General features: G+C 73.0%; 20 protein-coding genes. 10 read left to right on the top strand and 10 right to left on the bottom strand.

Annotation, left to right across the window (positions count from 1 at the left end; genetic code table 11):
- The 3 genes from BU198_RS16675 to mca form a co-directional block, all read right to left on the bottom strand.
- On the bottom strand, positions 1-818 hold an 818-nt coding region (locus BU198_RS16675), incomplete at its 3' end, for a histidine kinase (protein ID WP_223244478.1).
- Positions 819-900: 82 nt separating this feature from the next.
- Positions 901-1,092 carry a hypothetical protein gene (locus tag BU198_RS16670; RefSeq protein WP_188297641.1) on the bottom strand — a complete coding sequence of 64 codons (192 nt, stop codon included), beginning with the start codon at positions 1,090-1,092 and terminating at the stop codon, positions 901-903.
- Between the two features lie 49 nt (positions 1,093-1,141).
- Positions 1,142-2,047 carry a mycothiol conjugate amidase Mca gene (gene mca / locus BU198_RS16665; protein ID WP_188297640.1) on the bottom strand — a complete coding sequence of 302 codons (906 nt, stop codon included), beginning with the start codon at positions 2,045-2,047 and terminating at the stop codon, positions 1,142-1,144.
- Positions 2,048-2,291: 244 nt separating this feature from the next.
- Here mca and BU198_RS16660 point away from each other — a divergent pair, with 244 nt between their 5' ends.
- Positions 2,292-2,705: a DUF4307 domain-containing protein gene (locus BU198_RS16660; RefSeq protein WP_188297639.1), complete on the top strand. Its 414-nt coding sequence runs from the start codon at positions 2,292-2,294 to the stop codon at positions 2,703-2,705.
- Between the two features lie 350 nt (positions 2,706-3,055).
- Positions 3,056-3,556 carry a transcription elongation factor GreA gene (greA, locus tag BU198_RS16655; RefSeq protein WP_188297638.1) on the top strand — a complete coding sequence of 167 codons (501 nt, stop codon included), beginning with the start codon at positions 3,056-3,058 and terminating at the stop codon, positions 3,554-3,556.
- 76 nt (positions 3,557-3,632) lie between these two features.
- On the opposite strand, the gene BU198_RS16650 is transcribed toward greA, so the two are convergent.
- From BU198_RS16650 to ilvA, 3 genes are all read right to left on the bottom strand, one after another.
- Complete coding sequence (locus tag BU198_RS16650) at positions 3,633-4,490, bottom strand: ABC transporter permease (protein WP_188297637.1); 858 nt, start codon at positions 4,488-4,490, stop codon at positions 3,633-3,635.
- A gap of 1 nt (position 4,491) precedes the next feature.
- Positions 4,492-5,553, bottom strand: a complete 1,062-nt coding sequence (locus tag BU198_RS16645; RefSeq protein ID WP_188297636.1) for an ATP-binding cassette domain-containing protein — start codon at positions 5,551-5,553, stop codon at positions 4,492-4,494.
- A 152-nt stretch (positions 5,554-5,705) separates the two neighbouring features.
- Positions 5,706-6,917 (bottom strand): threonine ammonia-lyase, encoded by a 1,212-nt coding sequence (gene ilvA / locus BU198_RS16640; RefSeq protein ID WP_188297635.1) that lies wholly within the window; start codon positions 6,915-6,917, stop codon positions 5,706-5,708.
- Between the two features lie 122 nt (positions 6,918-7,039).
- Here ilvA and BU198_RS16635 point away from each other — a divergent pair, with 122 nt between their 5' ends.
- Positions 7,040-7,522: a MarR family winged helix-turn-helix transcriptional regulator gene (locus BU198_RS16635; protein ID WP_188297634.1), complete on the top strand. Its 483-nt coding sequence runs from the start codon at positions 7,040-7,042 to the stop codon at positions 7,520-7,522.
- A gap of 24 nt (positions 7,523-7,546) precedes the next feature.
- On the opposite strand, the gene BU198_RS16630 is transcribed toward BU198_RS16635, so the two are convergent.
- Complete coding sequence (locus BU198_RS16630) at positions 7,547-8,701, bottom strand: cystathionine gamma-synthase (RefSeq protein ID WP_188297633.1); 1,155 nt, start codon at positions 8,699-8,701, stop codon at positions 7,547-7,549.
- A 232-nt stretch (positions 8,702-8,933) separates the two neighbouring features.
- Here BU198_RS16630 and BU198_RS16625 point away from each other — a divergent pair, with 232 nt between their 5' ends.
- The 4 genes from BU198_RS16625 to BU198_RS16610 all read left to right on the top strand — a co-directional run bounded on the left by BU198_RS16625 (position 8,934) and on the right by BU198_RS16610 (position 13,012).
- On the top strand, positions 8,934-10,562 hold the full coding sequence (locus BU198_RS16625; protein ID WP_188297632.1) for a M48 family metalloprotease: 1,629 nt from the start codon (positions 8,934-8,936) through the stop codon (positions 10,560-10,562).
- A 52-nt stretch (positions 10,563-10,614) separates the two neighbouring features.
- Positions 10,615-11,739 (top strand): hypothetical protein, encoded by a 1,125-nt coding sequence (locus BU198_RS16620; protein WP_188297631.1) that lies wholly within the window; start codon positions 10,615-10,617, stop codon positions 11,737-11,739.
- Positions 11,740-11,837: 98 nt separating this feature from the next.
- Entirely contained in the window at positions 11,838-12,503 is a 666-nt protein-coding gene (gene msrA / locus BU198_RS16615) for a peptide-methionine (S)-S-oxide reductase MsrA (RefSeq protein WP_188297630.1), read from the top strand.
- Positions 12,504-12,649: 146 nt separating this feature from the next.
- Entirely contained in the window at positions 12,650-13,012 is a 363-nt protein-coding gene (locus BU198_RS16610) for a cupin domain-containing protein (protein WP_188297629.1), read from the top strand.
- A gap of 78 nt (positions 13,013-13,090) precedes the next feature.
- Here the strand turns inward: BU198_RS16610 and BU198_RS16605 are convergent, their stop codons facing one another.
- The 3 genes from BU198_RS16605 to BU198_RS16595 all read right to left on the bottom strand — a co-directional run bounded on the left by BU198_RS16605 (position 13,091) and on the right by BU198_RS16595 (position 16,847).
- Positions 13,091-14,377, bottom strand: coding sequence for an Ig-like domain-containing protein (locus tag BU198_RS16605; RefSeq protein ID WP_317620154.1), 1,287 nt, complete (start codon positions 14,375-14,377; stop codon positions 13,091-13,093).
- Positions 14,378-14,577: 200 nt separating this feature from the next.
- A complete protein-coding gene (locus BU198_RS16600; protein WP_188297628.1) occupies positions 14,578-14,916 on the bottom strand; it encodes a hypothetical protein in 339 nt (112 codons plus the stop codon).
- Positions 14,917-15,446: 530 nt separating this feature from the next.
- Complete coding sequence (locus tag BU198_RS16595) at positions 15,447-16,847, bottom strand: cystathionine beta-synthase (protein ID WP_188297627.1); 1,401 nt, start codon at positions 16,845-16,847, stop codon at positions 15,447-15,449.
- 214 nt (positions 16,848-17,061) lie between these two features.
- Between BU198_RS16595 and BU198_RS16590 the strand changes: the two genes are divergently transcribed.
- From BU198_RS16590 to BU198_RS16580, 3 genes are all read left to right on the top strand, one after another.
- On the top strand, positions 17,062-18,132 hold the full coding sequence (locus tag BU198_RS16590; RefSeq protein ID WP_188297626.1) for an SGNH/GDSL hydrolase family protein: 1,071 nt from the start codon (positions 17,062-17,064) through the stop codon (positions 18,130-18,132).
- 64 nt (positions 18,133-18,196) lie between these two features.
- A complete protein-coding gene (locus tag BU198_RS16585) occupies positions 18,197-19,417 on the top strand; it encodes an acetyl-CoA C-acetyltransferase (protein ID WP_188297625.1) in 1,221 nt (406 codons plus the stop codon).
- A gap of 290 nt (positions 19,418-19,707) precedes the next feature.
- The gene (locus BU198_RS16580; protein ID WP_188297624.1) at positions 19,708-20,664 is read left to right on the top strand and encodes a hypothetical protein; all 957 of its coding nucleotides are present in this window, start codon (positions 19,708-19,710) and stop codon (positions 20,662-20,664) included.
- Positions 20,665-20,769: the final 105 nt, after the last annotated feature.

Raw genomic sequence — 20,769 nt, 5'->3', positions numbered from 1 at the left:
GTCACCTCGCCGGCCTGGACGGCCTTCTCGGCGGGCGCCTGCTCCAGCACCACATGCGCGTTGGTGCCGCTGATGCCGAAGGACGACACCGCCGCGCGGCGCGGACGTCCGACCGCCGGCCAGTCCCCCGCCTCGATCCCCGCCAGCAGCTCGACCGCCTGCCGGGGGTCCTGCCGGGCCAGCACCTGCGCGGCCTGGGCCAGCACCACCACCCCGGTGACGTCGTGCGCGGCGAAGTCGTGCAGGTCACGGGCCAGGTCCAGGCGCTGCGCCCGCCGTCCGGCCACCACCGCGGCCCGCGCGCGGGTGTCCATCGACCGCAGGTAGCAGCCGACGCCGACCACCGCGCAGGACAGCAGGGCCGGGATCAGACAGAGTTTGACGGCCGCCTCGGGCGGGGCCGGCGGCCGGGCCCAGAGGGCGATCCGCAGCGGCACCAGCACCACCGTCACGACCAGCAGCACGCCGTAGCCGAGGGCGGCCGCCGCCGGGGGCCGGCGCACCGCGGGAACGACCGGGGCCAGCAGCGCGACGGTCTCCAGCAGCCACCAGGGCTCGATGCCGCCGGACACCGGCCCGCGGTAGCCGGCCGTCACCAGCAGCGAGACGGCGCAGGCGGACAGCACCGAAGGCCCCACCGCCCCGGCCCGCCCCGGGCCCCGGAGCGCCGGGAACAGCCCGGCGGCCACCGCCGTCACCCCGGAGCCGACGATCAGCGGCCCCGGGTCCCCCAGCCCCGCCACCGCGGCCGCCAGCACCCCCGCCACGGCCGCTCCGTACCCCGCCCCGCGCACCACGGTCTGCCACGACCACGTCATGGCTCGGGATCCTACGAAGCCGGACGGGCCGCCGGGACCGCTTCACCGAAGGCCGGCCCCACGGGCGGGGCCGGCCGCCGGCTCACTCCTTCGGGGCCTCCGGCTCCTCGACGAAGTCGACCTTCTTGAACTGCCGGTTCATCGACTTGGCCAGGAACCAGGTCGCGACGCCGAGGGCGGCGAAGACGACGAAGCCGAGCAGGCCGGGGGTGACCTTGGCGTCGTCGACGGCGAGGTCAGCGGCGAGATGGACGAGGTTCACGGAGGCACTCATATCTCTATGGTGGCCCGGCTCACGGGGAGCCGGGCCCTCGGGGGGTGGTTCAGTCGCGCGTGTCGGCGGCCTCGGCCACCAGGGTGGGGGTGCGCAGACCGGCGAACAGGTCGTCCTCCGGCAGGTCCACGTCGACCAGGGTACGGGCGAGTTCGTAGTCCTCGGTGGGCCAGACCTCGCGCTGGACCTCCAGGGGAACGCGGAACCACGGGCCGTCCGGGTCGATCTGGGTCGCGTGGGCGATCAGCGCGCGGTCGCGGGTCTCGAACCAGTCGTCGCAGCGGACCCGGGTGGTGATCTCGCGCTCCTTGCGGCCGCTCTTCTCCCAGCCCTCGATCCACTCCCCGTACGGCGACTCGTGGCCGTGCTCGGTGAGGTACGCGTGCAGGGCCCGGATGCGGCCCATCGGGAAGCCGTGGTTGTAGTACAGCTTGAGCGGCTGCCAGGGCTCGCCGGCCTCCGGGTAGGCGTCCGGGTCGCCCGCGGCGTCGAAGGCCAGCATGGTGATCTTGTGGGTCATGATGTGGTCCGGGTGCGGGTACCCGCCGTTCTCGTCGTAGGTCGTGATGACCTGCGGCCTGAACTCGCGGATCAGCCGGACCAGCGGCTCCGCCGCCTCCTTGACGTCCTGGAGGGCGAAGCAGCCCTCGGGCAGCGGGGGCAGCGGGTCCCCCTCGGGCAGCCCGGAGTCCACGAAGCCCAGCCAGGCCTGCCGGACGCCGAGGATCGCCCGCGCCTCGTCCATCTCCTTGCGGCGCACCTCGTGGATGTTCTCCTCGATGTACGGGTCCCCCTGGAGCTTGGGGTTGAGGACCGACCCGCGCTCGCCCCCCGTGCAGGTGGCCACCAGCACGTCCACGCCCTGCTCGACGTACCTGGCCATGGTGGCCGCGCCCTTGCTGGACTCGTCGTCCGGGTGGGCGTGCACCGCCATCAGTCGCAACTGCTCAGTCAACGCCTTGCGTTCCTTCCACACTCGTCGGGCGTTCCGCGGAGTCCGGGTCTGCCCACCGTACGAACCGCTCACTTCGGGACCGCGTCGCCGCGGGGCCGGGCCGCTGAACGTCGCCGGCGCGGCCGAGCCCTGCCCCCGCCGGACCGGCCGCGGGCGTGCCCCTCCTATAGTGACGGACTGGAGGTCCGTCGCATTCCCCCGCACCATCCCGCGCGGCCCCTCCCCCAGGAGAGGACGGAGTCCGATGAGTGCAGACACCACCGCCGCCCGGCTGCCCGAGGGGCGCTACGGCCGCGGCGGCACCCGTGACTCGGACCGCCGCCTGAAGGTGATCGGCGCGGTCTGCGGCGTGCTCGGCCTGGGCCTGATCGCCTGGCTGGGCGGCTCCTACCTGCTGCGCGAGTCGAAGATCAACGGCTCGGTGCCGACCTTCCAGGTGCTCTCCGACTCCGAGGTCCAGCTGCGCCTCACCGTGCGCAAGGGCGACGGGCAGGCCGGCACCTGTACGGTCCGCTCGCAGGCCGACGACCACGCGGTGGTCGGGGTGGCCGACTTCCCGGTCCCGGCGGCCGGCTCCGGCTACGACGCGGTGGTCACCCTGCGCACCACCGCGCGCGGCACCACCGCCGAACTGCTGGGCTGCACCCCGGCCAAGTAGCGCGCACCCCTCGTCACGCCCCCGGCGCCACGCCCCCCGCGCCACACCCCCGGCCGCGCGCCCCGCACGGCGCACCCGTCACCGGCGGCGCGCATATTCGATCCGGGGAGCGGGCATCCGTAGAGGGTTCCGCGCCCCGTTGCCGTACACCCCGGCGCAACGCCGCCGTCAATGGCGCGCAAACGCCCCTCCCGTATGTCGGCAGGACTTGTTAGGCTCGTGGTTTCGCCCCTTCCGCACCGGATGGTACGGGAGCGGGCGTTGCTTTGTAGTTGAGACCGATATCACCACCGACCCTGCTGACGACTCACACCCTCAGCACAGCCCCCCAGCACCTACGAGGAGCACCCGTGACCCAGACCAGTGAGAACGTGACCTGGCTCACTCAGGCCGGCTACGACCAGCTCAAGGCCGAGCTGGACCACCTGACCGGGCCCTGGCGCATCGAGATCGCCCAGAAGATCGAGGCGGCGCGCGAGGAGGGCGACCTCAAGGAGAACGCCGGCTACCACGCGGCGAAGGAGGAGCAGGGCAAGCAGGAGCTGCGCATCCGCCAGCTGACCCAGCTGCTGGAGCGGGCCAAGGTCGGCGAGGCCCCGGCCGACTCGGGCACGGTGGCCCCGGGCATGGTCGTCACGGTCGCCTTCGACGGCGACGAGGACGACCTCATGGAGTTCCTGCTCGCCTCCCGCGAGGTCGCCGGCGCCGACGCCCTGGACGTCTACTCGCCGCAGTCCCCGCTGGGCCGCGCGATCGACGGCAAGCGGATCGGCGACGAGGCCACCTACGAGCTGCCGAACGGCAGGCCGGCCATGGTGAAGATCGTCAAGGTCGTGCCGCACGCCGGCTGATCCGGCGCCACGACACGAGGGCGGCCGCGGAGGTCAGGGACTCCGCGGCCGCCCTCGGCGTTCGGGCCGAGCCCGGTCAGGCGCTGGACGACCGGTACTTGCGCACTGCCAGCCACGAGAACACCGCGGTGATCACCACCGACCACAGCACCGACACCAGCGCCGCGTGCTGCATCGACCAGGCGCTGTCCACCGGACCGACCTGGTTGCCGAACAGCACCCGGCAGGCCTGCACGGTGGCGCTGAAGGGGTTCCAGTACGCGATCCCCTGGAGCCAGCCCGGCATCGAGGTGACCGGCACGAAGGCGTTGGACACGAAGGTCAGCGGGAACAGCCAGATCAGTCCGGCCGAGGTGGCCGCCTCGGGGCTGCGCACCGACAGGCCGATCAGCGCGCCGATCCAGGAGAAGGCGTAGCCGAGCAGGAGCAGCAGGCCGAAGGCGCCGAGCGCCTTGAGCAGGCCGTCGTGGATCCGCCAGCCGACCAGCAGCGCGACCAGCGCCAGCACGACCAGGGTGAACGCGGTCTGGCACAGGTCCGCGAGGGTGCGGCCGACCAGCACCGCGGAACGGGCCATCGGCAGCGAGCGGAACCGGTCCACCAGCCCCTTGCTCATGTCCTCCGCGATGCCCGCCGAGGCACCGGCGACGGCGAAGGTGACGGTCTGGGCGAAGATGCCGGCCATCAGGAACTGGATGTACGTGTCCGAGCTGGAGTTCGTGCCGGGGATCTTGATCGCCCCGCCCATCACGTACGAGAACAGCAGCACGAACATGACCGGCTGCATCAGCCCGAAGACGACGATCTCGGGTATGCGGGTCGTCCGGCGCAGGTTCCGTTTGGCGACCACCCAGGAGTCGTGCAGGGCGGCGGAGATCCCCCGGCGCTGCCTGGGCATCGCCGGGCCGATGGCGTGTTCGGTGGCGGTGCTCATCTCAGCTCTCCTTCCCGGCCGTCACGGCCTGCTTGTCCGGCCCGCGGCCGCCCTTGCCGCCGTCCTTGCCCTTGCCCCGGCCGTCCGCGCCGGCGTCGTCGCCGTCCTCCTCCCCGGGCCGCTCCTCGGCGACGTGGCCGGTGAGGGTGAGGAAGACGTCGTCCAGGGTCGGGCGGCGCAGCCCGATGTCGTCGATCTCGATCCCGCGGGAGTCCAGTTCGCGGATCGCGTCGGCGAGCACCCGGGCGCCGCCGCTGATCGGCACGGTGATCCGGCGGGTGTTCTTCTCCACCGTCGGCTCGCCCAGCGCGTAGCCGGACAGCGCCGCGAGCGCGTCGGTGATCAGTCCTGGCTCGTGCACCACGACCTCGATCCGCTCGCCGCCGATCTGCGCCTTGAGCTGGTCGGCGGTGCCGCGGGCGATCACCCGGCCGTGGTCGACCACCGCGATGTCGTGGGCGAGGCGGTCGGCCTCCTCCAGGTACTGGGTGGTGAGCAGCAGCGTGGTGCCCTGCTCGACCAGGGTCTCGATGACCTCCCAGAGCGCGAGCCGGTTGCGCGGGTCGAGGCCGGTGGTCGGCTCGTCCAGGAACATCACCGGCGGCCGGACGACCAGGGCTGCGGCCAGGTCCAGGCGCCGGCGCATGCCGCCCGAATAGGTCTTGGCCGTACGGTCCTTGGCCTCGGCGAGGTTGAACCACTCCAGCAGCTCCAGCGCCCTGGCCTTCGCCTCGCGGTGGGTCATCTGGTAGAGCTCGCCGACCATGGTGAGGTTCTCGAAGCCGGTCAGGTACTCGTCGACCGCCGCGTACTGGCCGGAGAGGCCGATCAGGCTGCGGACCTGGTTGGGGTGCTTGAGCACGTCGACCCCGGCGACCACCGCCCGGCCGGAGTCGGGGCGGAGCAGAGTGGTGAGGACCCGCACGGTGGTGGTCTTCCCGGCGCCGTTCGGGCCGAGCAGCCCGAGCACCGTGCCCTCGGGGACGTCGAGGCTGACGCCGTCCAGGGCTCGTACGTCGCCGAAGGTCTTCACCAGGTTCTCGGCTTGGATGGCTGGCGCCATGGCCTGCCTCATCTCCTAGGACGTATGGGGCGATCTGTCCCACTCTGCCCTGTTTTCAGGCACACGGGCGAGTCGGTACTCGACCCATGGGACTCGAACGCGATGTATCGCGAGTCTCCCAGTACGCGATATATCGCGTCAAGGGACGGAACTCAGCCGGAGACCACGTACCCCGCGTCCCGCAGTTCACCGACCACCAGCGCGCAGTGCTCGGGCCCCTTGGTCTCCAGATGCAGGTCCACCTCGACCTCGGTCAGCCCCAGCCGCGGGTCGGTCCGCACGTGCGCCACGTCCAGCACGTTGGCGTCCACCCTGGTCAGCACGCCCAGCAGGTCCGCCAGCGCGCCCGGCTTGTCCGCCAGCCGCACCCGCAGCGACAGGTAGCGCCCGGCCGCCGCCAGCCCGTGCCGCAGCACCCGCTGCATCAGCTGCGGGTCGATGTTGCCGCCGGACAGCACCGCCACCACCGGGCCCTCGAAGGAGTCCGGCCGCTCCAGCAGCGCCGCGATCGGGGCCGCCCCGGCCGGCTCGACCACCAGCTTCAGACGCTCCAGCCCGAGCAGCAGAGCCCGCGACAGCGCCTCCTCGGAGACCGTGCGGATGCCGTCCGCGAGCGTGTTGACCACCTCGAACGGGATGTCCCCGGGCCGCCCGACCATGATCCCGTCCGCCATGGTGGCGAACCGCTCCAGCGACACCGGCCGCCCGGCCGCCAGCGAGGGCGGGTACGCGGCCGCGCCCGCCGCCTGCACCCCGACCACCCGCACGTCCGGCCGCAGCGGCTTCACCGCCGCCGCGATCCCGGCCAGCAGCCCGCCGCCGCCCACCCCGACCAGAATGGTCCGCACCTCGGGGCACTGCTCCAGGATCTCCAGCCCGACGGTCGCCTGACCGGTGACCACGTCCCAGTGGTCGAAGGGGTGGATGAACACCGCGCCGGTCGCGTCCGCGTACCGCTGCGCGGCCAGCAGGGCCTCGTCCACGGTGGCGCCGTGCAACCGCACGTCGGCGCCGTACTCGCGGGTGGCCGCGACCTTCGGCAGCGGCGCCGCGACCGGCATGAACACCGTGGAGCGCACGCCCAGCAGCGCGGCCGCCAGCGCCACCCCCTGGGCGTGGTTCCCGGCGCTCGCCGCCACCACGCCGCCGGCCCGCTGCACCGGCGAGAGTCCCGCGATCCGCACGTACGCCCCGCGCAGCTTGAAGGACCCGGTGCGCTGCAGGTTCTCGCACTTCAGGTGGACCGGCGCGCCGATCAGCGCGGAGAGGTGCCGACTGCCCTCCATCGGGGTCACCCGGGCGACCCCGGCGAGCATCTTCTGGGCGCCGCGGACGTCGTCGAGGGTGATCGGCCAGTTGTGCATGGCGCCAGACTACGGGGGGCTCCGACGGCAATCCGGGATGCCGGGCCTGTTCCCGGGCCCGCCCGGCCCGCGTACGCTGCTGGTCCTGAGCCTCCCTCACCGCACGACGATCGTGAGCCGCGATGACGACGACCTCGCCCCAGGCCACCGACCGCACCGACCCCGTGTACACCCAACTCCAGTACCAGCTCGCGCTGTTCGCGCGCCGGATGGAACAGGTCCGGACCTCCGACGGCGGCGTCGGGGCGCTCGACCGGGCCGCCTACCTGCTGCTCGACCGGCTGGACCGGCACGGCCCGGCCAACGTCAAGGCGCTGGCCGAGGCCCTCGGGGTGGACTCCTCCACGGTGACCCGCCAGGTCGCCCCGCTGGTCGCCGCCGGGCTGGTCGGCCGGGTGCAGGACCCGGCCGACCGCCGCGCCGTACGGCTCGCACTGACCTCGCACGGCGCCGGCCGGCTCACCGAAGTCCGGGACGGCCGGGCCGAGTTGACCCGCCGCCTGGTGGCCGGCTGGCCACCGGAGGAACAGCGCGCGTTCTGCGCCCTGCTGGCCCGCTTCAACCTCGCGATGGAGTCGTACTCGGCGGACCGGCAGGGGCAGTGAGGGGCCGCCGGGGCCCCGTCCTGATCAGCCCAGCGCCTGCGTGAGGTCGGCCAGCAGGTCGTCGATCGACTCGATGCCGACCGAGACGCGCACCAGGTCGGACGGCACCTCCAGCAGCGAGCCCGCCACCGAGGCGTGGGTCATCCGGCCCGGGTGCTCGATCAGCGACTCGACGCCGCCGAGCGACTCGCCGAGGGTGAACAGCTGCGCGCGGTTGCAGACCTCGACGGCCGCCTCCTCGCCGGCGGCGACCCGGAACGAGACCATGCCGCCGAAGCCCTTCATCTGCTTGGCGGCGATGTCGTGGCCGGGGTGCTCGGGCAGGCCCGGGTAGAGCACCTGGCTGACCTTCGGGTGGCTGGCCAGCAGCTCGGCGACCTTCTCCGCGTTGGCGCTGTGCCGGTCCATCCGGACGCCCAGCGTCTTGATGCCGCGCAGCACCAGCCAGGCGTCGAACGGGCCGGAGACGGCGCCCATCGCGTTCTGGTGGTAGGCCACCTCCTCGCCGAGGGCCGCGTCGGCCAGCACCAGCGCACCGCCGACCACGTCCGAGTGGCCGCCCATGTACTTGGTGGTGGAGTGCACGACCGCGTCCGCGCCGAGCGAGATCGGCTGCTGGAGGTACGGGCTGGCGAAGGTGTTGTCGACCACCAGCAGCGCGCCGGCGCCGTGGGCGATCTCGGCGAGCGCGGCCAGGTCGGTGATGCCCAGCAGCGGGTTGGACGGGGTCTCCACCCACACCGCGCGGGTGTTGGGGCGCAGCGCCTCGCGGACGGTGGCCAGGTTCTGGGTGTCGGCGACGGAGAACTCGACGCCCCAGCGGGTGAGCACCTTGGCGAACAGCCGGAAGGTGCCGCCGTAGGCGTCGTTGGGGATGACGATGTGGTCGCCCGGCTTGAGGATCGTGCGCAGCAGGGTGTCCTCGGCGGCCAGGCCCGAGGCGAAGGCGAGGCCGCGGGCCCCGCCCTCCAGCGCCGCGAGGCACTCCTCCAGCGCGGTGCGGGTCGGGTTGGCGCTGCGGCTGTACTCGTAGCCGCCGCGCAGTCCGCCCACCCCGTCCTGCTTGTAGGTGGACACCTGGTAGATCGGCGTGACGACGGCCCCGGTCTGGGGGTCTGCTTCCTGACCCGCGTGGATGGCGAGGGTCTCGAAGCCCTGGGGAAGCTGGTGCTGGGTCATGGGTCCGAGCCTAGTGGGCGAATGCCGCCAAGCCCTCCCGAACCGGGAACCGGGACGAACCCGCAGGTGGGAGCGGGGTGCGGCGGGCCGTAACCACGGTGCGCCGAGCCCCCGGCGACCGCTACGATCTGCACCCGTCGTACACATGTTCACCATGCAACAACCGCGCGTCGTCCTGCCGTCGCGCCCCCGGGAAGGTCACCGCATGGACGCGCCCCAGCGTTCGACTGTCATGAACACATCTGCCCGAGCCGCCACCGCCGTGGCCCTGCTCATCGGCTTCTACCTGCTCGCCCTCGGCATCGTCGTGGGCCTGCTCGTCCTCGACATCACGTTGTACCAGGCCTCGGGCGAGCTCCGCCCGACCCTGATCAAGGTCTGGGCACTGACCGCCGCGGTCGCCTACCCGGTGGTCCGGGTGGTGTTCCTGACCCGCCGTCGCAAGGACGACGGCGAGGTGGCCGGAGTACTCCTCACCCGCGAGCGGCAGCCCGCCCTGTGGGCCGTGGTCGACCGGATCTCCGAGCGGACCGGCGTCCGCGGACCGGCCGAGATCCGGCTCGTGCCCGAGGTCAACGCGGGCGTCCTGGAGGAGACCAGGCTGCTCGGCCTGGTCCCCGGCAAGCGGCACCTCGTCATCGGCGCCCCGCTGCTGATCGGCCTCACCGAGGGCGAGCTGGAGTCCGTGCTGGCGCACGAGTTCGGCCACTACAGCAACCGGGACGTCAAGCTGGCCGCCGTCACGGTGGCCGGCCGCCGCGCGGTCCTGCACACCATCGGCGGCCTCCACGAGCGCGCCGACGAGCACAAGGCCGAGGAGGCCGCCAAGCTGGCCGCCAAGGCCGAGAAGCGGCTGGCCAAGGGCCGCAAGCCGTCCGGCGCGGTGGCCACCGGCGGGGTCGACCGGGTCCTCGCCAAGTTCTTCACCCTCTACGCCAAGCTCTACTTCCGGGTCTCCGAGGCGGTCGGCCGCCGCCAGGAGTACGCCGCCGACCAGGTCGCCGCCCAGCTCGCGGGCCGGGACGTCACCGCCGCGGCGCTCCGCCGGATGCCGGTCCTGGGCTCCGCCCAGGACTTCTACCTCGGCAGCTACGCCACCATCGGCTGGGACGCGGGGCTGCTCCCGCCGGCCGGCCAGGTCTACGGCGGCCTGGCCCACCTGCTGGCCGACCCGAAGCGCCGGGAGGAGCTCGCCGAGTACGCGCTCGAACTGCCCTCGGAGCAGCCCGACCCGTACGACTCGCACCCGCCGATCGACCGCCGGGTCGCCGCGATCGAGGCGCTTCCCGACGACGGACGCGGCCCGGGTGCCACCGGCCCCGCCCTCGCGCTGCTGCACGAGGCCGAGCGGGTGCTGACCGAGCTGGAGGCCGTCTCGCTGGTCCCGGAGGCGGCCCGCAAGCAGCGGGTCGACTGGCCCGAGCTGGTCCGCGCGGCGATGCTCGTCCACGCCCGCGAGGCGGCCGTCCCGGCCCGCGGGGCCCTGACCGCCCTGGGCCTGCCGCCCACCGTCCACGGGCTGCTCGACGCCGTCGACGCCGGCCGGGCCTGGGAGTTCACCGGCCGGCTGCCGAGGAGCGAGGAGGCCGCCGCCGCGACCGGCCGGGCCGCCCGCGAGTTCGCCCGCCCGGTGCTGCGGAAGGAACTGGCGCACGCCACCGTCGTCACGCTGGCCGAGGCCGGCCTGGCCGGCTGGGAGCTGTCCTGGTCCGGACCGGCCGAACTGCACCTGCCGGACGGCTTCGCCAAGCGCTTCGACACCGCCCTCGACGCCGCCTGCACCGACACGCCGGACACCGAGCCGCTGCGGGCACTGCTCGCCGGGGCCGGCCTCCCGTCGGCCACCGCCCCGGCCGTCTGAGCCCACCGCACCGCACCGCACCGCACCGCACCGCGCCCAGGAAGGATCTCCCTTGACCGGCATCATCGTGTTCGCCGTCGTCGGCCTCGTGCTGCTGTTCCCGGTCGTCATGACCAGGCTGGCCAAGCGCAAGCAGGCCCAGCTGGAACGGGCCAGGACCACCATCGCGAACCACGAGGCACGGCAGGCCGAGGAGGAGCGGGGGAGGGACACCGCCACCGCGTCCGGCCACGGGCTGGTGCCCGCCGAGGACCTGGTCCTGGACGGCGAGCCGGGCCCCGAGGAGGCGGCGGCGCTCGCCGCCGCGAAGGCGGGCGACTGGCGGCCTGCCGCCGCCCACCTCACCGGGGACGTCCGCGCCGACGTCCGCTGGCGGCGCCAGCGCCCGCTGGCCGAGCTGGCGGCCGAGGACGACGCCTGGCTGCTGGCCTGGCGGGCGGAGCACCCGCAGGACCCGGCGGCCGCCCTGCTGCACGCGGACGCCCTGGTCGTCCTGGCCTGGAACATCCGCAGCTCGGCCCGGGCCCAGCACGTCACCCGCGAGCAGTTCGCGGCCTTCCACCGGGTCCTGGGGGAGGCCGGGGAGGCCGCCGTCGAGGCGGCCGCGCTCGCCCCCGCCGACGACCCCAACCCGTGGGTCGCCCAGGTCCCCGTCGCCATGGGCCTCGGCTGGTCCAACGACCGGTTCCGGGCGCACTGGGCCGAGCTGACCGAGCGCGACCCGCACCACTGGGCGGCGCACAACCGGGCCCTCCAGTACTGGTGCGCCAAGTGGCACGGCAGCCACGAGCTGATGCACGCGTTCATCGACGGGGCGATCGCCGCCGCCCCGGCCGGCAGCCTGCTCGCGCCGATGAAGCTGGAGGCGTACTTCGAGCAGTTCGGCCAGGACGGGGAGCGGCTCAGCGCCTGGAAGCGGCCCGAGGTCGGCGCCGCCCTGGACGCCGCGCTCGCCGACCTCGCCGCCGCCGACCCGGAGCACCCCCGGATCCGCACCGCCCGCGGCTGGCTCGCGTACACCCTGACCCTGGTCGGTCGGCCGGCCGAGGCGCTGGAGCAGTACCAGGCCCTGGGCCGGTACGTCCCGCAGCCGTTCACCTACCTCGGCGACCCCCGGCAGTCCTTCGTCGACCTGCGGGTCAAGGCGGCCAGGGGGGCCGGCCGGAAGAAGCGCTGACCGACCCCGCGCCCGGCCCCGGCGGCCGCTCCCGGAATCCGGGGGCGGCCGTCCGCGTTGGACCCTGCGCCACCTTTCCCGACCCGCTGGAGCAGGCCGTGCTGTTCAACCGCCACAAGACCTCGCTCGTCCCCGCCGACCAGGCGCTGCCCGGCCGGCCGACCCCGGCCTTCACCCTGTCCGAGCCGCACACCGTGCTGGGCCACCCGCTGACCGGCCCGTACCCGGAGGGCCTGGAGGTCGCCGACTTCGGGCTGGGCTGCTTCTGGGGCGCCGAGCGCGCCTTCTGGCGGCTGCCCGGCGTGTGGACGACGCTGGTCGGCTACCAGGGCGGCCACACCCCCAACCCGACGTACGAGGAGGTGTGCAGCGGGCTGACCGGGCACACCGAGGCGGTCCGGGTGGTGTTCGACCCCGCGGTGATCACCTACGAGCGCCTGCTGAAGACGTTCTGGGAGGCGCACGACCCGACCCAGGGCAACCGCCAGGGCAACGACGTGGGCACCCAGTACCGCTCCGCCGTCTACACCCACTCCCCCACCCAGGCCGAGGCCGCCGCGGCCACCAGGGAGGCCCTCCAGCCGTCCCTGACCACGCTCGGTCACGGCCCGATCACCACCGAGATCGCCCCGGCCGGGCCGTTCTTCCCGGCCGAGCCGTACCACCAGCAGTACCTGTCCGAGGCCAAGAACCCCAACGGCTACTGCGGTCTCGGCGGCACGGGGGCCTCCTGCCCGATCGGCGTCGCCCGCACCCAGGGCTGACCTCCCGCGCCCCGGACGCTCTCCGGCACCCGGCTGCGGCCACTCAAAGTGACCGTTTCCCGATCCGGGCGCAGACTGGAAGGGCCAGCAGGCCGGCCCGGCCACCCGCTGGTGACCGGGCCGTCCTCGTGGGAGAGGAGTGCGCCATGTCCGGTCTCTACCAGCGGAACTTCGACGATCCCGAGGAAGTCCGCCCCTTCGAGGCGGGCACCGGGGAACTGCGGCTGGTCAACCTGGACGGCGGCCCGGTGGGCCGGGCCGTGTTCGAGCCGGGTTGGCAGTGGTCCAAGCACGTGAAGCCGATCGCCAAGACCGACAGCTGCCAGGCCGCCCACACCGGGTACGTGGTCTCGGGCCGGATGAAGATCGTCATGGACGACGGCCAGGAGGCCGAAGTGGGCCCCGGCGACTTCATGGTCTGCCCGCCCGGGCACGACGCCTGGATCCTCGGCGACGAGCCCTGCGTGATCGTCGACTGGCAGGGCTTCGCGGACTACGCGAAGCGCTGAGCCGGCGGCCGGAGCGCGGCCGACGGCCGGGAACGCGGTGGACGGCTCCTTCGTGGCGCCGTCCACCGCGCCGCCGGGTCAGACGGCGCTGCCGGCCTTCCAGGCGGCCCAGCCCATGTTCCAGCCGTTCAGGCCGTTGTCCGGGGCCACCGTCTTGTCACCGGAGTTCAGGACCTCGACCACGTCGCCGACCATCGAGGACTTGTAGAACTTGTAGCCGTCCGAGCCGGTGTCCTGCGCGCCCTTGGTGTCCTGGAGGCCGATGCAGCCGTGGCTGGTGTTCTGGCCGCCGAAGATCGACGACGGGGACCAGTAGTTGCCGTGGATGAAGGTGCCCGAGGTGCTGAGGCGCATGGCGTGCGGCACGTCCGCGATGTCGTACTCGCTGCCCAGGTTGACGGTCTGGGAGTTCATCCGGGTCTGGGTGTACTGCTCGGAGATCACCATCTTGCCGCCCCAGGTGGTGTGTTCGGGCGAGCCGCCGGAGATCTTGTAGACCGCGCTGACCTGGCCGTCGGTGGTGACGGTGAGCTTCTTGGTGGCGAGGTCGGCGACGCTGGTCTGGGCGCGGCCGACGGTGAAGCTCACGTCCTTGGACTGGGTGCCGAACACGCCCTTGGCGCCCTCGACGTCCTTGAGCCGCAGCTTGAGGGTGACCTTGGTGCCCTTGGCCCAGTACTCCTGCGGCCTGAAGTCGAGGCGGGTGCTGGAGAACCAGTGGCCGACGATCTCGACACCCGGCTCGGCCGTCACCGTGATCGCCTGCTGGACGGTCTTGCGGTCGGTGACCGGCTTGCTGAAGTTGATCGAGACCGGCATGCCGACGCCGACCGTCGAACCGTCCTCGGGGGTGAAGTAGCCGACGAAGGTGTTGGCCGGGGTCGCCGTGGTGAAGACGGCGTTGGAGTCCGCCTCCAGCTTGTCCTTGTCGAAGGCGGTGGCGGCGACGGTGTACTTGGTACCGCTGGCGGGGGCGGCGGCCGAGGTCCAGCCGGTGCCGTCGGCGGAGAGCTGGCCGGCCAGCTCCTTGCCGGTGGTGTCGGTGACCTTGACGCTGCTCAGGGTGCCCTCGGTGACGGTGACCTTGACCGGCTCGCTGAAGCTCGCGGAGGCGGCCCCGTCGGCCGGGGTGACCGTGATGACGGCGGCCGAGGTCTTCGGGGCGGCGCTGCTGCTCGCACCGCCGGAGGCCGGGGTGCCGTTCGCGCCGCCGGAGCCGCTGCCGCCGCTGTTGTTGCTGCTGCTGCCGCTGTTGTCGTTGCAGGCCGCCAGCAGCAGGACAGGCGCACCGATCAGTCCCGCGAGGACCCCGCGCCGGCTCCAGTTGCTTCCGGCCGCCCGCCCCTGTCCGTCCCGTGCCGTCACGTCGCGTCTCCCTGCTGATCATCCCGGGCATTTACGGATACAGAAACGCAATCCACCCGTTCACGGTTCCATCACCGAAGGGTAAGCGATCGTATGAGATGACCCAACTTCCGGACGGAGAGGGACGAAACGCCCGATCCGCGAGGCGGACCGGGCGTTCACGAGCGGTGACGGCGGAGGCCGTCACCCGGTGTTCCGTCCTACTCGGCGGACTCGTCCACCTGGTACTCGTCCCACTCCTCGGTCTCGGGGTCGAACTCGGTCTGCGCCGACTCCCAGGTCGCCGAGGCGAGCTCCACCCCGGGCACCTCGCCGAGCAGCGCGACGGGGTCGATGAAGTGGGCGAGCGAGCCCGACGGGTCCACCTCGATGGCCTCGACGGACTGGGCGCGCTCCTCGTCGTCGAGGTACTCGTCCGCGCCGACCGCCTCCAGGGCGGCGGCCTTGAGCGCGCCCTCGTCGGTGATCTCCGCGATGAGCTCGATCTTGACCCGGACGTAGCGCGGGGCGTCCTGGTCGGTCGTTTCAGTGCTGGTCATGCGTGCGAGCGTACGGGACGGCCACGCCCGGCGCGGCGCACGGGCGGCTGCCCGGAGCGCGCTCCGGGCGCCCGGCAAGCCCACGACGGACCGAAGGCCCGGGGCGGACGGAAGGGGCCGGTCCCTCGGAGAAGGACCGGCCCCACCGCTCCCCCGCAGGGGCTCCCCCACCCGGGAGCCGCGGGGACACGCGCCGTGGCCGGCGCGGTGCTGCCGTGGGAGCCGCCGCACCCTGTCAGCCGGCCGGAGCCGGGCAGGGGCGGGACGACGGCGTCTCCCACGGCGGGAGGACACGGCGGCCGGGTCAGGGCCACCCGATGTGTCCGGAGCCGACCGCGGTCGCCGGGGAGCCGCTCCCGGACGGTTGCCGTCGCCTCACTCGGCGTCCTGCCGTTGACCACCACGATGCCCGAGCCGTGTTAACCACGTGCTGCGGACAGGTGACGCCGGTGTACCACTTCCCCGTGGACGAATCCTCCGCATCCGCCCGCGACGAGGTGGCGGCGACGTGGCGCGGCCGTGACGCCGCGTCAGTGCTGGCCGCGACCGGTCAGGAAGCCCAGCAGGTCCTGGCGGGTGACGATGCCCTGCGGCTTGCCCTCGACCAGCACGACGGCCGCGTCGGCCTTCTCCAGCACGGTCATCAGGTTGGTGACGGTCTCGCCCGAGCCGACCACCGGCAGCGGCTTGGACATCACCTTGTCCAGCGTGTCCGTCAGCTCGATCTCCTTGGCGAAGATGCCCTCCAGCAGCAGCTTCTCCACCACCGAGCCGATCACCTCGCCGGCCATGATGTCCGGGTGGCCGGCGCCCGGCGAGACCACCGGCATCTGCGAGACGCCGTACTCGCGCAGCACCCGGACCGCCTCGGCGACCGTCTCGTTGGGGTGCATGTGGACGAACTGCGGGACGCCGCCCTGCTCGATGGACTCCTTGCGGGCCAGCACCTCGCCGATGTGCGCCTCGTCGGTGGACGAGGGCAGGAAGCCGTAGTCGGCCATCCAGTCGTCGTTGAAGATCTTCGACAGGTAGCCGCGGCCGCCGTCCGGCAGCAGCACCACCACGACGTCGTCCGGCCCGAGCCCGCGGGCCACCTCCAGCGCGGCCACCACGGCCATGCCGCAGGAGCCGCCGACCAGCAGGCCCTCCTCCTTGGCCAGGCGGCGGGTCATCTGGAACGAGTCCTTGTCGGAGACGGCGACGATGCCGTCCGCGACGCCGCGGTCGTAGGCGGTCGGCCAGAAGTCCTCACCGACGCCCTCGACCAGGTACGGCCGCCCGGTGCCGCCCGAGTAGACGGAGCCCTCCGGGTCGGCGCCGATCACCTTGACCTTGCCGCCCGAGACCTCCTTCAGGTAGTTGCCGGTGCCCGAGATGGTGCCGCCGGTGCCGACGCCGGCCACGAAGTGGGTGATCCTCCCCTCGGTCTGCTCCCACAGCTCCGGGCCGGTGGAGTGGTAGTGCGAGGCCGGGTTGTCGGGGTTGGAGTACTGGTCCGGCTTCCAGGCGTTCGGGGTCTCCCTGACCAGGCGGTCGGAGACGTTGTAGTAGGAGTCCGGGTGCTCAGGGGCGACGGCGGTCGGACAGACGACCACCTCGGCGCCGTACGCGCGCAGGGTGTTGATCTTGTCCGTGGAGACCTTGTCGGGACAGACGAAGATGCACTTGTAGCCCTTCTGCTGGGCCACGATCGCCAGGCCGACACCGGTGTTGCCGGAGGTCGGCTCGACGATGGTGCCGCCCGGCTTGAGGGCACCCGAGGCCTCCGCGGCCTCGATCATGCGCATCGCGATGCGGTCCTTGACCGAGCCGCCGGGGTTGAAGTACTCGACCTTCGCCAGCACTGTCGCGCTGATGCCCTCGGTGACCTTGTTCAGCTTGACCAGCGGCGTGTTGCCGACCAGGTCGATGATCGAGTTGTGGTACCGCACGGGGGTCCTCCCGGTCTGTGGGCATGCGAGTGCTTTCGGTACTGCAAAGCCTAGGCCGTGGCACCCGCCCCGCGGTTCCCCTCTTTCACACCTCCCCCAATGGCCCACCCCCACCGGTGCCCCCGGTACTCCGGTGCCCCGCGCGGGTAAGACCGCTGTGCAGGCATCGCCACGGCCCGGAGGGGCCGGCAGGAGCACGGCAAGGGGGCACCGGATGCCAGGGGCACAGGACTCGCGGGCCCGGGTGGCCCGCCGGATCGCCACCGCGGCGGCCTACGGAGGCGGCGGGCTCGGCCTGCTCGGGGTGGGCCTGGTCGGCGTGCTGCTGACCGAGAGCAGACTCGCCGTCCAGGCCATCGGCGTCCTGGAGACCCACCCGCCCAGGGCCGACGGCGTCTACGGCGAGGCCTTCGCCGACCGCGCCGCCGCCGCGCAGGCCCCGCTCGTGCTGGCCGTCCTCGGCGACTCCACCGGCGCCGGCCTCGGGGTGGCCCGGGCCGGCGAGACCCCGGGCGCGCTGCTGGCCGCCGGACTGGCCTCGGTGGCCGAGCGCCCCGTCCGGCTGGTCAACGTGGCCCGTTCCGGCGGCCGCTCCGCCGACCTCTCCGGCCAGCTGGAGCAGGCGCTGCCGCACCACCCGGACGTCGCCGTGGTCATGGTCGGCGCCAACGACGTGACCCGGCACAGCCCGGCCCAACTGGCCGTCCGCCAGCTCGGCGAGGCCGTCGCCGCCCTGCGCGCCAACGGCTGCGAGGTGGTCGTGGGCACCTGTCCCGACCTCGGGACGATCAAGCCGGTGCGCCCGCCGCTGCGCTGGGTGGCCCGCCGGCTGAGCCGGCAGCTGGCCGCCGCGCAGACCATCGCGGTGGTGGAGGCGGGCGGCCGGACGGTCTCGCTGGGCTCGCTGCTGGGGCCGGAGTTCGCCGCGCGCCCGGAGATGTTCGCCGCCGACCGCTACCACCCCTCCGCCCAGGGCTACGCGACCGCCGCGATGGCCGTGCTGCCCTCGGTCTGCGCCGCGCTCGGCCTCTGGCCCGAGGAGGAGCGTCCGGCGACGGCCGTCCCCGGCGGGACGGTGCTGCCGGTCGCGGTGGCCGCCGCCGCGGCGGCCGGGCGGGCGGGCACCGAGGTGGCGGCCGTGCCGGCGGAGGGTCAGGGCCGCCGCTGGGCCCAGTTGCGGCACCGGCTGCGGATCGGTCTGCCCGGCTCCGAAGGCGGGAAGGAAACCGGTACGGCCCCCGGGAGCACGTCGGCCAGCTCACACGCCGGAGCGGGTGACGCCTGATCTACCAGGCGGTAACTTTCCTCCCGGACGTCAGGTCCGCCGTTCACTCAGCGAGGAGCCCGTCATGCCCGAAGCCGTCATCGTCAGCGCCGCCCGTTCGCCGATCGGCCGGGCGTTCAAGGGCTCCCTCAAGGACGTCCGCCCGGACGACCTGACCGCCCACATCATCCAGGCCGCCCTGGCCAAGGTGCCGCAGCTCGACCCGCGCGACATCGACGACCTGATGCTGGGCTGCGGTCTGCCCGGTGGTGAGCAGGGCCACAACCTGGCCCGCATCGTGGCCGTCCAGATGGGCATGGACTACCTGCCCGGCGCCACCGTCACCCGCTACTGCTCCTCCTCGCTCCAGACCACGCGGATGGCGCTGCACGCGATCAGGGCGGGCGAGGGCGACGTCTTCGTCTCGGCCGGCGTGGAGACCGTCTCGCGCAGCGTGAACGGCAGCTCGGACGGCCTGCCCGGCACCATGAACCCGGTCTTCGACGAGGCCCAGGCCCGCACCAAGAAGCGCGCCGAGGAAGGCGGCGGCGCGTGGCACGACCCGCGCGAGGACGGCCTGGTGCCGGACGCCTACATCGCGATGGGCCAGACCGCCGAGAACCTGGCCGCGCTCAAGGGCATCACCCGCGCCGAGCAGGACGAGTTCGGCGTCCGCTCGCAGAACCTCGCCGAGGCCGCCATCGAGGCCGGCTTCTGGCAGCGCGAGATCACCCCGGTGACGCTCCCGGACGGCACCGTGGTCAGCGCGGACGACGGCCCGCGCGCCGGCGTCACCCTGGAGGGCGTGTCCGGCCTCAAGCCGGTGTTCCGCCCCGACGGCACGGTGACCGCGGGTAACTGCTGCCCGCTGAACGACGGCGCGGCCGCGCTGGTCATCATGTCCGACACCAAGGCCCGCGAGCTGGGCATCACCCCGCTCGCCCGGGTGGTCTCCACCGGTGTCAGCGCGCTCTCCCCCGAGATCATGGGCTACGGCCCGGTCGAGGCCTCCAGGCAGGCGCTCAAGCGGGCCGGCCTGACCATCGACGACATCGACCTGGTCGAGATCAACGAGGCCTTCGCGGCCCAGGTGATCCCCTCCTACCGTGACCTCGGCGTCGACCTGGACAAGCTGAACGTCAACGGCGGCGCCATCGCGGTCGGCCACCCCTTCGGCATGACCGGCGCCCGGATCACCACCACGCTGATCAACTCCCTCCAGTGGCACGACAAGCAGTTCGGCCTGGAGACCATGTGCGTCGGCGGCGGCCAGGGCATGGCGATGGTCGTCGAGCGCCTCAGCTGACCCTCGGGTCACCCTCCGAAGGGTCTGGACCACCCGTTTGGAGTGACGCAGCGTAATTGAGGCCCGGATCACACCGCGAGGTCGATCCGGGCCTCTTTTCTTTCGTTTTCGGCCCGGAAATCGACACTGCGGAGCGGATCAACTCCACTGCGTAGAACGGTGTTACCTAACAATTTGGGGACAAGAGCGAAAGTCCCGGAGGAATTGGACATTCGCCACTGCGGTAACAGCCCCGCATGCGGCAATGTGGACACGTAACCCCGTTCCGCTCCTCGCTAGGAGTACGTTCCGTGAGCGCCGTCTACACCATCCTGCTGCTGATCCTGATCGCCGTGTCGACCGCCGTGCTGCTCCACCTCAGGGGACTCTCCCGCCGGCTGGACGCGCGGGCCGCCGCCCGCGCCGTGCCCGCGCCGGTGGACGAGGCCGCGATACGCCGGGCCGTCACCGAGGCGCTCGCCGCCGACCGTGAGCGGGAGATCACCGAGGCCCGGACGTTCTGGGCCGAGCAGGAGGCCCGCGCGGCCGAGGACGCGCCACTGTTCGACTCCCCGTTCACCGGAGCGTTCTCCGGATCGTTCTCCGGCACCGACGAGTGGCCGCTCTTCTTCCCCCGCCCCACCGGCCCGCAGGACGCCGTCGACAACGCCGGGACGATGGACCCGGAGTTCGGCGAGGCGCTGCGCTCCGCGCTGGAGGACCTGATCAACGAGGACGGCACCGCCCCGGCCGAGCCCGGCCCCGAGGGCGGCGCGCCGCTGCGCCCCGGCCACCCGGCCGGTGAGGCCACCTCCAAGGACGCCAAGGCCCGCCGTGAGGCCGACCTGCTGGCCACCGGACTGGAGGCCGGGCTGCTGGACACCGACCCGGTCGTCGAGGAGGCCCCGGCCCCCGCTCCCGACCCGCGCCGCCACCCCTCGCACCCCGACTTCGTCCCCAGCCAGGCGCCGTCCCGGGAGTGGACCGACGACCGGCTGGCCGCGCTCGCCGAGGAGGCCGTCGCCCTGATCGACGTCCGCCCGGGCCCGCTGGGCACCCTGGACGTGTACGCCTTCGCCGACGGCACCACGCTCTGCGTGGCCCCGGGCGACCGGGAGGCCGCGTACCGGCTGATCGACGCGGTCCGTGCCGGCGAGCACGTCCGGCTGCTCGGCGGCTCGCGCTTCTCCGGCTCGTACTCGCTGACCTTCTCCACCGACGAGGAGGCCGTCTACGTGCTCGCCGACCGGGTGGTCGCGAGCATCTGACACCAGCTCACCAGCACGCAGGCGCCGAAGGCCGGCCGGGTCAAGGGGTTACCGACCCGGCCGGCCTTCGGCCTGTCCGCCTCCGTACGGGCCTGTGCGCCTCCG

The sequence above is a fragment of the Streptomyces sp. CBMA156 genome, assembly GCF_014596515.1.
Taxonomy (GTDB): Bacteria; Actinomycetota; Actinomycetes; order Streptomycetales; family Streptomycetaceae; genus Kitasatospora.
The sequence above is the reverse complement of the archived record's forward strand: the minus strand, read 5'-3'. Positions and strand labels throughout refer to the sequence as shown.

What these genes read in the sequence shown, in the direction of transcription:
- BU198_RS16630 (WP_188297633.1), bottom strand. Translation starts at nt 8,701, where the DNA reads ATGACCCAGCACCAGCTTCCCCAGGGCTTCGAGACCCTCGCCATCCAC.
- BU198_RS16670 (WP_188297641.1), bottom strand. Translation starts at nt 1,092, where the DNA reads ATGAGTGCCTCCGTGAACCTCGTCCATCTCGCCGCTGACCTCGCCGTC.
- BU198_RS16660 (WP_188297639.1), top strand. Translation starts at nt 2,292, where the DNA reads ATGAGTGCAGACACCACCGCCGCCCGGCTGCCCGAGGGGCGCTACGGC.
- BU198_RS16600 (WP_188297628.1), bottom strand. Translation starts at nt 14,916, where the DNA reads ATGACCAGCACTGAAACGACCGACCAGGACGCCCCGCGCTACGTCCGG.
- BU198_RS16610 (WP_188297629.1), top strand. Translation starts at nt 12,650, where the DNA reads ATGTCCGGTCTCTACCAGCGGAACTTCGACGATCCCGAGGAAGTCCGC.
- ilvA (WP_188297635.1), bottom strand. Translation starts at nt 6,917, where the DNA reads ATGCACAACTGGCCGATCACCCTCGACGACGTCCGCGGCGCCCAGAAG.
- BU198_RS16635 (WP_188297634.1), top strand. Translation starts at nt 7,040, where the DNA reads ATGACGACGACCTCGCCCCAGGCCACCGACCGCACCGACCCCGTGTAC.
- BU198_RS16645 (WP_188297636.1), bottom strand. Translation starts at nt 5,553, where the DNA reads ATGGCGCCAGCCATCCAAGCCGAGAACCTGGTGAAGACCTTCGGCGAC.
- BU198_RS16585 (WP_188297625.1), top strand. Translation starts at nt 18,197, where the DNA reads ATGCCCGAAGCCGTCATCGTCAGCGCCGCCCGTTCGCCGATCGGCCGG.
- BU198_RS16650 (WP_188297637.1), bottom strand. Translation starts at nt 4,490, where the DNA reads ATGAGCACCGCCACCGAACACGCCATCGGCCCGGCGATGCCCAGGCAG.
- BU198_RS16625 (WP_188297632.1), top strand. Translation starts at nt 8,934, where the DNA reads ATGAACACATCTGCCCGAGCCGCCACCGCCGTGGCCCTGCTCATCGGC.
- BU198_RS16590 (WP_188297626.1), top strand. Translation starts at nt 17,062, where the DNA reads ATGCCAGGGGCACAGGACTCGCGGGCCCGGGTGGCCCGCCGGATCGCC.